The organism is Kordiimonas pumila, assembly GCF_015240255.1.
GTDB classification, from domain to species: Bacteria; Pseudomonadota; Alphaproteobacteria; order Sphingomonadales; family Kordiimonadaceae; genus Kordiimonas; species Kordiimonas pumila.
Genome location: NZ_CP061205.1, coordinates 3,377,111 through 3,390,411 on the forward strand (window position 1 = coordinate 3,377,111; position 13,301 = coordinate 3,390,411).

Annotated in this window: 13 protein-coding genes; 9 read left to right on the plus strand and 4 right to left on the minus strand. The window is 47.4% G+C overall.

All coding sequences use genetic code 11. The features are described from left to right. Positions 1–27: 27 nt before the first annotated feature. Together ICL80_RS14895 and ICL80_RS14900 are read left to right on the plus strand one after the other, a co-directional pair. On the plus strand, positions 28–405 hold the full coding sequence (locus ICL80_RS14895) for a nuclear transport factor 2 family protein (RefSeq protein ID WP_194213524.1): 378 nt from the start codon (positions 28–30) through the stop codon (positions 403–405). Positions 406–485: 80 nt separating this feature from the next. Next, a complete protein-coding gene (locus ICL80_RS14900) occupies positions 486–1,442 on the plus strand; it encodes a pyridoxal-phosphate dependent enzyme (protein ID WP_194213525.1) in 957 nt (318 codons plus the stop codon). 44 nt (positions 1,443–1,486) lie between these two features. On the opposite strand, the gene ICL80_RS14905 is transcribed toward ICL80_RS14900, so the two are convergent. Next, on the minus strand, positions 1,487–2,362 hold the full coding sequence (locus ICL80_RS14905) for a LysR substrate-binding domain-containing protein (protein WP_194213526.1): 876 nt from the start codon (positions 2,360–2,362) through the stop codon (positions 1,487–1,489). Between the two features lie 96 nt (positions 2,363–2,458). Here ICL80_RS14905 and ICL80_RS14910 point away from each other — a divergent pair, with 96 nt between their 5' ends. Further along, positions 2,459–3,445 (plus strand): bile acid:sodium symporter family protein, encoded by a 987-nt coding sequence (locus ICL80_RS14910; RefSeq protein WP_380083280.1) that lies wholly within the window; start codon positions 2,459–2,461, stop codon positions 3,443–3,445. A 112-nt stretch (positions 3,446–3,557) separates the two neighbouring features. Here the strand turns inward: ICL80_RS14910 and ICL80_RS14915 are convergent, their stop codons facing one another. Continuing rightward, positions 3,558–5,150, minus strand: coding sequence for an isocitrate lyase (locus ICL80_RS14915; protein ID WP_194213527.1), 1,593 nt, complete (start codon positions 5,148–5,150; stop codon positions 3,558–3,560). 230 nt (positions 5,151–5,380) lie between these two features. Between ICL80_RS14915 and ICL80_RS14920 the strand changes: the two genes are divergently transcribed. The 4 genes from ICL80_RS14920 to ICL80_RS14935 all read left to right on the plus strand — a co-directional run bounded on the left by ICL80_RS14920 (position 5,381) and on the right by ICL80_RS14935 (position 9,785). Further along, a complete protein-coding gene (locus tag ICL80_RS14920; RefSeq protein ID WP_194213528.1) occupies positions 5,381–6,772 on the plus strand; it encodes a helix-turn-helix domain-containing protein in 1,392 nt (463 codons plus the stop codon). A 150-nt stretch (positions 6,773–6,922) separates the two neighbouring features. Beyond that, positions 6,923–8,971: an alpha/beta hydrolase family protein gene (locus ICL80_RS14925; RefSeq protein WP_194213529.1), complete on the plus strand. Its 2,049-nt coding sequence runs from the start codon at positions 6,923–6,925 to the stop codon at positions 8,969–8,971. A gap of 44 nt (positions 8,972–9,015) precedes the next feature. Further along, positions 9,016–9,423 carry an RHS repeat-associated core domain-containing protein gene (locus ICL80_RS14930; protein ID WP_265588854.1) on the plus strand — a complete coding sequence of 136 codons (408 nt, stop codon included), beginning with the start codon at positions 9,016–9,018 and terminating at the stop codon, positions 9,421–9,423. 11 nt (positions 9,424–9,434) lie between these two features. Beyond that, positions 9,435–9,785, plus strand: a complete 351-nt coding sequence (locus ICL80_RS14935) for a hypothetical protein (RefSeq protein ID WP_194213530.1) — start codon at positions 9,435–9,437, stop codon at positions 9,783–9,785. A gap of 190 nt (positions 9,786–9,975) precedes the next feature. Here the strand turns inward: ICL80_RS14935 and ICL80_RS14940 are convergent, their stop codons facing one another. Both ICL80_RS14940 and ICL80_RS14945 read right to left on the minus strand, forming a co-directional pair. Then, on the minus strand, positions 9,976–11,013 hold the full coding sequence (locus ICL80_RS14940; RefSeq protein ID WP_194215902.1) for a serine hydrolase domain-containing protein: 1,038 nt from the start codon (positions 11,011–11,013) through the stop codon (positions 9,976–9,978). A gap of 172 nt (positions 11,014–11,185) precedes the next feature. Continuing rightward, the gene (locus tag ICL80_RS14945) at positions 11,186–11,920 is read right to left on the minus strand and encodes a helix-turn-helix transcriptional regulator (protein ID WP_194213531.1); all 735 of its coding nucleotides are present in this window, start codon (positions 11,918–11,920) and stop codon (positions 11,186–11,188) included. Between the two features lie 137 nt (positions 11,921–12,057). On the opposite strand from ICL80_RS14945, the gene ICL80_RS14950 reads away from it, so the two are divergent. Together ICL80_RS14950 and ICL80_RS14955 are read left to right on the plus strand one after the other, a co-directional pair. Continuing rightward, a complete protein-coding gene (locus ICL80_RS14950) occupies positions 12,058–12,663 on the plus strand; it encodes a glutathione S-transferase family protein (protein WP_194213532.1) in 606 nt (201 codons plus the stop codon). A gap of 303 nt (positions 12,664–12,966) precedes the next feature. Then, positions 12,967–13,233 (plus strand): transposase, encoded by a 267-nt coding sequence (locus ICL80_RS14955; RefSeq protein ID WP_194213533.1) that lies wholly within the window; start codon positions 12,967–12,969, stop codon positions 13,231–13,233. Positions 13,234–13,301: the final 68 nt, after the last annotated feature.

Consider the following 13,301-nt stretch of genomic DNA (forward strand, 5'->3'; position numbering starts at 1 on the left):
ACATTAAAATACCTTGAAGGAACTATAATGACTGACATGCGCGAGCAACTTATAGAGATGGAAGAATTACGTGCCCGATCAATCGCGAACGGCGACATCGAAACTTTAAGTGCAATGACCAGCGAAGATTACATTCATGTTGACGCACACGGTAACCTTCGAACAAAGTCCGATTTTCTGAACACCCTTTCAAAGGGCCCGGCAAAATATATTTCCTATATTTCAAGCGATAATATTATATCAATCCACCACGGCACGGCAATTGTAACAGGTTGTTTTGAAAACACGAATGTCACGCCAGACGGTGTTAAACACAGCAGAACCGGCAGGCATGTCAGGGTTTATATTCAGCGCAATAACCAATGGATTAACACCCTCCATCAGGGCACAGAAATACAAAAATAGCATACACCAAGCTTTGCATGCGATATGTACTCTCTCTAGTCAGTGACACCAATAAGCGATTGCCGTTAGGAGGCCCCAAAATGGTAAACCCCAACGTAACAGACATTCCCTTATCTGAGTTTAAAGATGCACAAAATAGAATCCGGGGCATCGCCATTAAAACACCCCTTGTAAAGCTGCAGGTTGAAGGTGATAGAGAGATATATCTAAAACTGGAAAACCTTCAGCCCGTTGGTTCCTTCAAAATTCGCTGCGCAGCAAATGCCTTGTTAAAACGGATTGATCTTGTCAAAAACGGTGCATCAACAGCAAGTGCAGGCAACTTTGCGCAAGGCCTTGCCTATGCAGGTCGCACACTTGGCATCCCCATAAATACATACGTGCCGGAAACCGCCGCACAAAGCAAAATAGAGGCCCTGAAAAGGCTAGGATCAAAAGTTACCCCCATACCCTACAAAGACTGGTGGGCAATGCTGGCAAACCCTTCTAGTGACCCTAGCTTTATTCACCCAGCAACAGATCCTGATGTGCTGGCTGGCAATGGCACCATTGCCCTTGAAATACTAGATGAACTCGCGGATACAGCCACTGTTATTACACCCTACGGCGGCGGCGGCCTTTCTGTGGGTATAGCAACAGCACTAAAAGCAGCAGGTGCCAAGACAAAGCTTATCGCCTGCGAAACTGAAGCTGGCGCCCCGCTTCAGGCCGCGCTTACAGCAGATAAGCCAACCCAAGTTGAATTCAACACTAAAACATTCATAACAGGCATGGGGGGCCCCACGGTTTTATCGAGCATCTGGCCATTGGCAAAGGCACACATTGCTGGCACTGTGCAAGTTTCCCTCGCACAAACAGCGGAAGCCATTAAACTTATGGCCGAACGACACCATATTATAGCAGAGGGCGCAGGCGCCGCACCGGTTGCAGCCGCCCTATCGCATGCTCACCTTGAAGGCCCTATTGTTTGTGTTGTCTCTGGCGGACATCTCGATGCCAACCACCTTATTACAATTTTGCAAGGCAATGTGCCATAGCACTCATGGCATAAGCCTCTGGCCCTTTAGGGAATGAACAGTGTTTAAGAATAAGCTCGCAGCACTTCCCTGTTCCGCAGCAAGGCCCCGCTGGTGCGTATCATTTCTGCCAGCGCAAGAGCTGGCCCTTTTCTAGCGGCATGACCGCCGATCAACACAAATTCGGTATCCCCTAAAGCAGGCAAGCTTTCATCCATAATTTCCACTAAACCTGAAGGCACAAGAGACCGTGCATGGGGTGCTACACCTAAGCCAGCCAGCGTCGCAGCATGCACACCGCTTTGGCTGCTACTTGAACAAACCAGCTGCCATCTCTGCCCATGCTGTTCAAGAACAGCCAACGCCGTTGCCCTCGTTAAAGCAGGCGGGGCCAATGCAATTAAAGGCACTGGGCGGTCTCTATCTAGCCGAAAATGCGGTGCCGCGATCCACACAAGCGGCTCGCGCCAAACCAAATCACCATATATTTCACCCGGATTGCGCTTCAGAAACACCAGATCAAGGCTACCTAAAGTAAGTTGCTCACGAAGCGAGACGCTTACTCCCACTGTTAGTTCAAGTTCCACTTGAGGATGCTCAAGCGTGAAACGCCGCAGGGCATGCGGCAACCCACTCAGCACCACATCTTCTGAAACACCAAGCCTAATGCGCCCCTGAATATCATTATCGGAAAAATGGCTGTGCGCCCGCGCATTAACTTCCAGAATAGACGCCGCAAAACCAACCATGGCCTCCCCGTCTTTTGTAATTTTAACGGAATGTGTATCCCTGACAAAAAAACGCCGATCGCAAGCATGTTCCAGCTTCCGCACATGTTCACTAACAGTCGACTGCCGAAGATTAAGACGCTTAGCTGCAGCCGTAAAGCTTAGCGTTTCAGCTACAGTTATAAAGCTTTTAAGCCAAACAGGGTCAAACATCTTGTTATTCCATTATGCGATAACAGTTACTTTAGTAAACATAGTTTACAATAGCAATATTTCAGACAATGATAGCTTTTAAAGGAGATTACCGTGCTGAAACGACTATATCAGGCTTTTGACCCCTATATTGCGCTTATGTTTGCCACGATACTGATTGCGGCCATTATGCCTGCACATGGCAAAGGAGCAGTTGTTGCGGGCACCGCAGCTGATATTGGCATCATTTTTCTGTTCTTTCTGTATGGTGCACGCCTCTCCCCCCAAGCGGCGCTCGGCGGCCTGCTTAACTGGCGGCTTCATATTGCAGTGCTTCTCAGCACGTTTGCACTTTTTCCAGTGCTTGGGCTTTCTTTACAGTATTTTATTCCAGCCAGCTTCCCTCCCGCTTTGGTAACCGGCATTTTATTTCTCTGTGTGCTGCCCTCTACCGTTCAGTCATCCATTGCTTTCACATCAATCGCCAGAGGGAACGTTCCTGCTGCCATATGCTCAGCGTCTGCATCAAACATGCTAGGGGTCTTCATAAGCCCTATTCTCGCCGGGTGGTTACTACAAGCCCAAGGTGTTGAATTATCCTTCGGAATTTTTAGGGACATTACCTTGCAACTCTTGGCCCCCTTCCTTGCGGGCCAGTTACTGAGGCGCTGGATTGGGGGCTGGATACAGGAAAAGAAAGCCGTTCTTAGCTACGTGGACCGGGGCTCTATTTTGCTCATTATTTATGTTGCTTTTTCCAAAGGTATGGTGGACCACATCTGGCAACAGGTTGAATTATATGATCTTATTTTCTTGTTTGGGGTGCTCACCCTCTTGCTGGCAGTTGTTCTTGCTATAACCGCTCTTATTGCCCGTAAACTTTTGCATCTAAGCCGAGAAGACGAAATCGTATTACAGTTTTGCGGCTCTAAAAAATCGCTAGCAAGTGGGCTGCCTATTTCCAGTGTGCTTTTTGCAGGCCCTCAGGTTGGCTTAATTATTCTACCCTTAATGCTGTTTCACCAATGGCAATTAATTGTCTGCGCGGTACTAGCGCGCCGATATGCTGCACAGCCTGAGCTAAAAACGGATTTGGTAAAATAATACCCTAGCCGGATGAGAACGGCATTGTCAGGTAAACGCTATCTGGCAAACATAAATGTACCGCCCTTCCCTAACAGGAAAAGGCGGTAAATGTGTTTTTATAGATCAGCTATTAGCTGAATTGGTTCATTGTGTTGTCTTCACCAGATGCTTTAAGCGCAGCTTCACCCGCGAAATATTCCTTGTGATCATCACCAACATCGGAACCCGCCATATTCTGGTGCTTCACGCAAGCAATACCTTGGCGGATTTCCTCGCGCTGAACCTGCTTCACGTAACCGAGCATTGCTTCTTCACCAAAGTAGCGCTTCGCAAGGTTGTCAGTAGACAGTGCAGCCGTGTGGTAGGTTGGCAGCGTGATCAGGTGGTGGAAAATACCTGCGCGCTTGGAGCCATCCCGCTGGAAGGTGCGAATTTTCTCGTCGGCAACAGCCGCCAATTCCGTATCGTCATAATCAATGCTCATCAAGTTGGCACGGTCGTATGATGATACATCCTTACCTTCGGCGGTCCACGCATCAAATACCTGCTGGCGGAAGTTCAGTGTCCAGTTAAACGACGGCGAGTTGTTATAAACCAGCTTCGCGTTCGGAATAACATCACGGATTCTGTCAACCATACCTGCGATCTGCTCAACGTGTGGCTTCTCTGTCTCAATCCACAGCAGATCAGCGCCGTTTTGCAGCGAGGTGATGCAATCAAGAACGCAGCGGTCTTCGCCAGTGCCAGCCTTGAACTGGAACAAGTTCGATGGCAGGCGTTTCGGGCGCAACAGTTTGCCCTCGCGGTTGATTACAACATCGTTTGCCTTCAAATCGCCAGCAGCCACTTCTTCACAGTCAAGGAAGCTATTATACTGGTCACCAATATCACCGGCTTCTTTTGAGTATGCGATCTGCTTGGTGAGGCCAGCACCTAAGCTGTCTGTGCGTGTCACAACAATACCGTTGTCTACGCCCATCTCCAAGAAGGCATAACGGCAAGCGCGAACCTTAGCGAGGAAGTCCTCGTGCGGTACAGTCACTTTACCATCTTGGTGGCCGCACTGCTTTTCATCAGACACTTGGTTTTCGATTTGCAGCGCACACGCACCTGCTTCAATCATTTTCTTCGCGAGCAAGTAAGTTGCTTCTGCGTTACCAAAACCAGCGTCAATATCCGCAATGATAGGCACAACATGGGTTTGATAATTATCAATCTTACCTTGAACTTCCTTTTCTTGCGCTGCATTGCCAGTCTTGCGTGCAGCATCTAGGTCACGGAACAACATACCCAGTTCACGGGCATCAGCCTGCTTCAAGAAAGTATAAAGCTCTTCAATTAAGGCAGGAACAGAGGTTTTTTCGTGCATGGACTGGTCAGGCAGCGGGCCAAACTCAGAGCGAAGCGCCGCAACCATCCAACCAGAAAGATACAGATAGCGCCCTTTCGTGGTGCCGAAATGCTTCTTGATAGAAATCATCTTCTGCTGACCAATAAACCCGTGCCAACACCCAAGGGACTGCGTGTAATCAGCCGGGTTAGCATCATAAGCTGCCATATCCCTGCGCATGATATCTGCAGTGTAACGTGCGATATCCAGGCCAGTGTGGAAGCGGTTCTGTGCACGCATACGTGCCACTGCTTCGGCATCGATACCGTCCCAGGTTCCCTTGTAACTCTTGATCAAGTTTTGAACATTTTGAATGTCATCTTGATAACTCATAGTCTTGGCTCCATCTGGTCTTGCAGTATTATTATCATAAGGCATCTCTTTTCTCCTCTAAACAAATCTAGCATTCCCCTTACGGGAATCAGCTGATCTGCCTTGAGGCCAGTTGATAAGCTTTTCTTTCCGTTTTTGCACACACCAAAAAGTGAACTTGTAAAATATTACAAATTATTTTGTAAAGTTGTAATATTTGTAATATTATGAATGTAAGAAAAGAGGTAAACATGGCAACAGAGCGCAGTACATTCATGGGTCCAAGAATACGCCGCCTTCGGCGTGACCTTGGTCTTACACAGGTTGTAATGGCAGAAGACCTTGATGTCTCGCCGTCCTATATCGCCCTTATTGAAAACAACCAGCGCCCCGTTACCGCAACAATGCTTTTGAAGCTTGCCGACATTTACCGCACTGACATTGCGTCGTTAGCGCGGGGTTCCGGAGATGATTTCAATGCCCAAATGATCGCAGTATTCAAGGCCCCTTTATTCTCTGATCTTGGGCTTTCCCCGCTCGAAATACAGGATTTCGGCAGCACTTTCCCCGCCACAGCAGAGGCCGTGATCCGGCTTTATACAGCGTATCAGGAAGGCCAACTAGCCTTAGCCGACCAATCCGGCGGTGAAACAGCAGGGCCTGACCCCGTGAGCGAAGCGAGACGTTTCCTCGCTGCACGCAAAAATTACTTTATAGAAATTGACAATCGGGCAGAGGATTTATCACAGGATATTAAGCGGGCCGGTGGCTATGAGAAATATTTTGCCGACCAGCGCCTAAAGGTTCGACACCTGCCTTCTGATGTCATGGTCGGGTTTACGCGGCGCCTTGATATGCACCGCAGGGAAATCATTTTGGATGAAGCACTTGATAAAGCCAGTGCAACTTTTCAGCTTGCACTGCAAATTGTCTATATGGAGATGATAGATGTCATTTCAGACATTCTAGCAGGCACTAGTTTCGACACTGAAAGCGGTGAAAAACTGACCCGCCGTGCCCTAGCCAACTATGCTGCCGGCGCTATCATGATGCCTTACCGTGCCTTTGCGAAAGCTGCAAAAACCCGCCTCTATGATATTGAGGCAATAGGGCGCCAGTTCGGCGCCAGTTTTGAGCAGGTCGCACACCGCCTAACAACATTGCAAAAGCCGGGACAAGAAGGTGTACCCTTCTTTTTCATTAGGGTGGATGCTGCTGGCAATGTTTCCAAGCGCTTGGACGGAGCGGGCTTTCCCTTCGCCCGGCACGGTGGTTCGTGCCCACTCTGGAGCCTTCACGGTGCCTTTAGTAACCCGCGACGGGTTTTAACACAGTGGGTGGAACTACCGGACGGTGAGAGATTTTTTTCCATTGTGCGCACAGTAACAGCGGGCGGAGGTGGTTACGGGCGACCCAGCATGGAACGCGCCATTGCCCTTTGCTGTTCATCACAGCATGCCCATAAGCTCATTTATACAAAGAATACAGAAATCTCGGCTGTAAAACCAACGCCGATAGGTATCACATGCCGCCTGTGCCACCGCGCTGACTGCCTTGCCCGCGCAGAGCCGCCCATTGGCCGCGCACTTCTGTCGGATGATATTCGCCGGCCAGTAACACCGTTCGGTTTAGCAGACCCCTAAACCACGCCCCGACCCCCATTAAACACGAAACGTGTACAGTTTGTATATAGATTACATATTGTACATGATTAAAATACCAATACCGTATGTGTAGCTATATGTCGCCGTAAGGGAACGACTTCCAGTTTGCTAACATAGGGAGACAACGTCGTGAAACTATTCTGGGTTCTGCTGTCATGCTTTTATCTGGCTATTCCTGCACAGGCTTTAGAAAGAAAACTTCAGCCAGATGATATCTTCTCCCTTCAGTATGCATCAGACCCACAGGTTTCGCCCAATGAAAAACAGATCGTTTACGTACGACATTTCAGCGACGTAATGACAGACCAACGCTACGCCAACCTAGCGCTGGTTACCGTTGATGGATCAAGCCATACTGACCTAACGCACGGCAACCAGATCGATACCTCACCCCGGTGGTCACCAGACGGAAAAAAGATAACCTTTATTTCTAACCAGTCAGGCTCCCCGCAGTTGCTACTCCTTGATGTTGCAACCGGCAAAAAAACAGCCCTTACCCAGTTAGATGCCAGGCCCCACGCCTATGCGTGGTCACCAGACGGCGCACGGATTGCGCTGATTAAGAATGACCCTGCCGCACCTCTGACAGTTGCGGAACCTGCAAACAAACCCAAAGGCGCTGAATGGTCTCCCCCTATTGTTTATACAGACAGGCTGGGCGGGCGGGCCAACGGAGTTGGGGCAGAAGAACCGGGCACCAATGAAATTTATATCCTTGATATAAAATCAAAAAAACTGACACAGCTCACAAAAGACGCCCGTGAATGGGGCCGCTATGGACATGCGAACCACACATACCATATTGCCTGGGCTGACAATGAGACCATTTTGTCGGTAGCACGTGACCAACACGCGGAAGAGTTTGCGCTAAAAGACCCTAATATATTTGAAATTTCCGCCTCAGGCGGAAAAGTTCGCCAAATTACAGACCGGGTGGGGCCTGACAACACGCCCCTAGCATCACCAGATGGCCGCTATATTGCCTATGTGGGGTATGATGACAAAAAGCGTGGTTACCAGATCGGCAAGCTATATGTGATGGACCGCGAAAGCAGGAAAATTTCGGTTCTGGGAGAAAACTTTGACCGGACCCTTAAAAAACCGGTTTGGCGGCAGGACAGCAAAGCCCTTTATGCCATGTATGATGACCACGGCATCACTAAAGTAGCGGAGTTTAATTTGTCTGGCGAGCAAACAGAGATTGCCGCGAACATAGGCACAGGAGGCACCAGTTATGGCGGCGGGTCATATTCTATTGTAGGAAAAACCATAGCTCTCACCGGTACATCACCAGAACTGGTGGGGGACATCTTTACAGGCCATGTTGGCAACCCCTTGCACCAGCTTACGGATCTCAATAAAAAACTTATGGACAACATCACACTCGGTCATGTTGAAGAAATAAACTGGGCATCCTCGCATGATGGCTGGCCAATGCAAGGCTGGGCAATTTACCCTCCCGATTTTGACAAAAGCAAAAAATACCCACTGATCCTTGAAATTCATGGAGGGCCATGGCTGAACTATGGCCCACGCTTTGACGCCGAAAAACAGCTTTATGCCGCGGCAGGGTTCATTGTGCTTTACCCCAACCCCCGCGGTAGCACCAGCTACGGCGAGGAATTTGCCATGGGCATTCACCATCTTTACCCCGGCAACGACTATGATGACCTGATGTCAGGTGTTGATGCAATGCTCGATAAAGGCTTTGTCAACAAAAACAGGCTGTATGTGACAGGTGGCAGTGGCGGCGGGCTGCTAACCGAATGGATCACGGTCAAAACCGACCGTTTTCAGGCAGCAGCCTCCTTCTATCCCGTCACAAACTGGGTAAGTGCTGTAACAACCACAGATATTCCGTCCTTCCTGCAAAGCTGGTTCCCCGGTTCACTTTGGGAAAACCCCGAAGCCTACCAAAAATTTTCACCCCTGTATTTCGCTGACAAGGTTAAAACACCCACCTTAATCATGTCGGGAGACAATGACTGGCGCACACCCTTTTCCGAGGCAGAACAGTGGTTTGGTGCCCTTAGGCTCAACAATGTAGACGCTGTATTGGCACGGGTTCCGGGTGAATCTCATGGGTCTTCTGGCTGGCGCCCAAGCCACCAGATCGAAAAAGTGGAGAGTGTAAAAGCATGGTTTAACCGCTATAGCACAACAGTATCAACTCACTAACGAAAGCGCCTAAGCTTGGCCTAATTGGACGGTTCGCTCGTGAACTGCAGACCGACCCCATCGGCTATGAAGATAATATGAACATGTATGGCTACGTAGCTAATGATCCGGTGAATGGGATTGATCCAACGGGGGAAGTAACATGCAGTATTAGGACAACAACATATGATGTTACTGCTAGTTCCGGCAATCAGTCAGCTTTTTTAGGCTCTCAGACGGTATCCACGGTGGAGGGTTGCTACTGGGAGGGTACAAATGCTGTGTCGCGCTTTTTTGAAAAAGGGGCATTTTCTACCCTATTTGAGGCTCATAAACTATTGAAAGATACCTGGGGGGCTCATGAGCTAACTGGTGAAGAATTTGAACAGAATATGCAGGAAATATATAAAAATGCAGCCTTTCCAGATGGTGTGTTACCAACCCCTGCTCAATACCTAATGGATATCTGTTAAATTGGCCATCGATGGATAAAACCTCAATTGTTAAAGATGGAAAAACATATGTGGAAGGAACAATTGTAAGCTATGACGTAACCAGAAAATATATAGTGGGGTTAAGGCTTAAACTTCAGCCTGTTGTATGTGGAGACACTCAAAATACCATGGTTACAAATACCAAAATGTATTTTGTTTTGAATAAAGCGAATGGAAACTTGATTCATTATACCTCTGAAGAGAAGTTTAAAGCAAAACTGACAGAGTTGGATATAGCGGATGACGTTGAACTAGACTATTCACAATTAGATTTTGTATGGAAGTATGAATCCACAGGATATAACTATAGCGCATATAGGAGATCATGTCAGCCTAAGTAGGATGTTTCTAAAAGGCACTGCCAGAAAAAAGTTTTCTGCACGGTTTTCGGGGCTGTAAACTGGTGGAATGCCCAATCATTTTTGTTACTTTAAGTCATCATCTGAAGGTGTAAGAATTTCGGGGAACATAATATTTAAGTGCTATAGTATGCTGTGAAAGGTGGATATGGTTTAGCAGCGTATGGCCTTACTAATTGCCATTCCGCATTCGTAGAATTTGAATAATACGGTCATAAACAATGTCTGTAAGCAATTCTGTATCATCGCCGTTCGTATTCACAAACTGGATCACTACCGTATCAATATCTCTGTGATAACGCGCTATACTTACATAGCCTAGCACCCAGCCTTTATGCTCGTATTCATAAATTGACGCGTATATATCCTGCTCTTTATCAGTAAATAACGTGCCATCATTTAGAGCTCTCAGAAAAACACCCACATCCTTAGCGGTTGCAACATACCCTTGATCAAGCTCTTTAAGGTCATCGTCATACCCTACAAAATAGCCGCTCATAAGCTCGCCTAAATTAATATCATTTATGGAGAAAAAGGTTCGTTTCAGGCCAAGGGGCACTAATATTTCATCTTTAATATAGTGTTTGTGATCATAGCCCAGCGTCTTAGTCATTATCTTACCAAGCAGCAGGTAATTTGTGTTGGAATAGCTGTAATCGCTCCCCGGCTTAAAATCTGCTGGTGTGTCTAAAATCAAATTTAAGTTTTCTTCGCGCCCAATAGATTGTTCTGACCAATGAAAATCATCATGATCTGTGTAATTTGGTATGCCGCTTCGGTGTTGCACCAACATGCGTACTGTAATCTCGTCAGCATACTCAATGCGCCCCACGAGCGACGGCACATAGTCCGCAAGCGTTCCATCAAGTGACAAGGCGCCGTTCGCTACAAGTTTAGCTACGGCAGACGCATTATACAATTTGCCGATGCTCGCAATTTTGAAAAGCGCGTTTGGATCTGCAGGAATTTTTTTATCTCTATTATGCCAGCCGCTGGCATAAAATTCAGCTTCTTGTCCCTCCTTTTGGACATAAACAATGATGCCATCCAAGCCATGGTTAACTGCCTCATCAACTTGTTCTTGAACGGTCGCAGGGAGAGGGGCAAAATAATAAATCGCAAACTCCCAAGGGGCGAATATCAATATGCTGCTGACGGTCAAAAAAACCGCTATCATCACTCGTATTATTAGTTTTTTTCTATTTTTCATATTCACTCGACTTTGACATCAAACATGGGTGCATAACAATTTATCAAGGCAACTTCATAATAGCGCATAAATAAGCTTTATAGCTGTACTAGTTACTAAGGTGTGGACTCAATTGCGCCAACACCCGACGCAAAAGAGCAGCAATGCTGTATCACTTCCAGACCGATTATGCCTAAATAGTTTGGTAAATCGGCGCGTATATGCCAGTGAACATATGTTTTGGGCGAAGCTGGAAGCTGCCATCAACAATGCGAGCATTTTTAATTCGGTCTATTCGGAACACTCGGGATGACAATCGAAGGTGATCCCACGCCAAAATATACCATATAGGCCAATTCAGCAGTATATACTGCGTCTCAATCACACGAAGAGTTCGCTCGCCTGCCTCAGATTGATATTCGATCTCCAAGAAATTCCGCCGTAAAAATGATTCCGCTATACTCTCGGAAATTCGCTGATCTGGTGCCGTATAATGGGATACTATATTGTTTGCCGCATTGTCGCCAATCATTATACGTTTACGGATAGTGCTGACTGAGCTTCGCTGCTTTTGAGGGAAGGCTTGGAAAAGCTTCTGCTTGATAGCTTTCAGATTGCCAGTTAGCAGTGGTGATTGCAGAGACTCCATAATCGCTAATGAGAGTATTAGTTCAACTACCTCATGATGGTTTAAATTCAGGCGTTCAATTCCCCACCGACCATTCAGGCGAATACCTCCCCCACGCCCCCTATCCGATTCAATGGGATAACCGGCATGCCTTAGCTCTGCCAGTTCACGCATCAACGTACGCTGGCTAACACCCAGATGTTCACGTAAGTCTGAGGTCTTCCAGTGCTCCTCAGATCGAAGCAGGCCGATGAGGCGGTTACGCCGCTCGGCACGTTGTTCAAAGCTGGTATTTATCATCAGTTTAATATGCCATATAACGGCATAAATTGCCATATACTTCAAACCAGTGGGAATAATCCACTCTAAATGGCAATAGCCCATAGCCATCAAAGTATTTTTCAACTTCTCCATATGGATACGAGGAACTCTAAAATATGAAGCACTACTTCAACCCAATGAGCCGGGCAGTCACCACTGACTGGATGCTTAAAGAACTTGATGCTCCGCACGAACAAATCATCATCGACTTTACAGACGAGAATAATTTGTCGGACTTTCGAAAAATTAACCCTATGGGTAAGCTGCCTGCACTTGTGGATGGTGGAACGGTGGTTACAGAAGTGGCTGCCATCTGCGCATACCTTGCTGACAAGTTTCCGGAAAAGGGGTTGGCACCTGCAATAGGTTCTGTTGACCGTGCTACTTATTATCGTTATCTGTTTCTTGCAGGTAACACAATTGAGCCTGCACTCACACTTGCAGCTGCTGGAATACAGCATCCTGAGCCAAGGTCAGCTGGATGGGGGGACATACCTCGCGTATTGGCCACTATAGAAGTAATGACCCCCGAAACGGGTTGGGCGCTGGGCGAGCAATTCACCGCTGCCGATGTCGTCTTTGGCGGTCTGCTAGACTTCTCGGTTCTGTTTAATCAGATCGATGCATCGCCAAAGGTTGCTGCCTATATAGCGCGTATCCGGCAGCGGCCATCTTATCGAGAGACCCATGAAGCATTCATCGAAATGGCTGGGGCAGAATAGTACCTATTCTCAGATAACACATGTAAATTGCTTCGCCTGAAAAGAAGTGCCTATAACTTAAATACTTAAAGCGTTTCTGTTTTATATTGATACAGGTTTTATCCCTCCCAGCGCGGGCGAAGCCCGAGTGAAGCGAGCCTTGCACCGTGCAGAGCGTTGCTCTGTCAAGATGCCCGCCAAAGTTTGTGTCCGCGTAGGAAGGGGGTATGAAGGGATAAAATCCAGCCTTAAACAGAAATGAGATGCCCCTAGATTTGTAGACACCTTGCGCTTTATAAAATGGAAGCAAGGAGTTTATAGATTATGCCGATAGGTGTTCGTTATACAGAAGAGTTTAAGCGTGATGCTGTAGCACAAATCACTGACCGAGGTTATTCGGTTAAAGAGGTTGCAGAGCGTCTCGGGGTTTGCACGAAGTCCCTTTATGGCTGGAAGCGTCAATTCCATAAGCCCGCCAAAGAACGCAAGCAGGAGACTACTGATAGTACGGAGGTCCGTCGGTTGAAGGCTGAAACTGTCGCATCGCCACTTATAGTAACATCGCCTATAATGCTAGATACATATTCATAACCTTGCCATGATAAACTCGTATCAAACGTTTGTGTCTGGTCATTATAGCCAACAATACTTTTAAGTTC

Bases quoted from the DNA above. Each gene is read 5' to 3' on its own strand.
- ICL80_RS14940 (WP_194215902.1), bottom strand. From the start codon at position 11,013: ATGAAAAATAGAAAAAAACTAATAATACGAGTGATGATAGCGGTTTTT.
- ICL80_RS14900 (WP_194213525.1), top strand. From the start codon at position 486: ATGGTAAACCCCAACGTAACAGACATTCCCTTATCTGAGTTTAAAGAT.
- ICL80_RS14955 (WP_194213533.1), top strand. From the start codon at position 12,967: ATGCCGATAGGTGTTCGTTATACAGAAGAGTTTAAGCGTGATGCTGTA.
- ICL80_RS14920 (WP_194213528.1), top strand. From the start codon at position 5,381: ATGGCAACAGAGCGCAGTACATTCATGGGTCCAAGAATACGCCGCCTT.
- ICL80_RS14945 (WP_194213531.1), bottom strand. From the start codon at position 11,920: ATGATAAATACCAGCTTTGAACAACGTGCCGAGCGGCGTAACCGCCTC.
- ICL80_RS14950 (WP_194213532.1), top strand. From the start codon at position 12,058: ATGAAGCACTACTTCAACCCAATGAGCCGGGCAGTCACCACTGACTGG.
- ICL80_RS14935 (WP_194213530.1), top strand. From the start codon at position 9,435: ATGGATAAAACCTCAATTGTTAAAGATGGAAAAACATATGTGGAAGGA.
- ICL80_RS14895 (WP_194213524.1), top strand. From the start codon at position 28: ATGACTGACATGCGCGAGCAACTTATAGAGATGGAAGAATTACGTGCC.
- ICL80_RS14905 (WP_194213526.1), bottom strand. From the start codon at position 2,362: ATGTTTGACCCTGTTTGGCTTAAAAGCTTTATAACTGTAGCTGAAACG.
- ICL80_RS14915 (WP_194213527.1), bottom strand. From the start codon at position 5,150: ATGAGTTATCAAGATGACATTCAAAATGTTCAAAACTTGATCAAGAGT.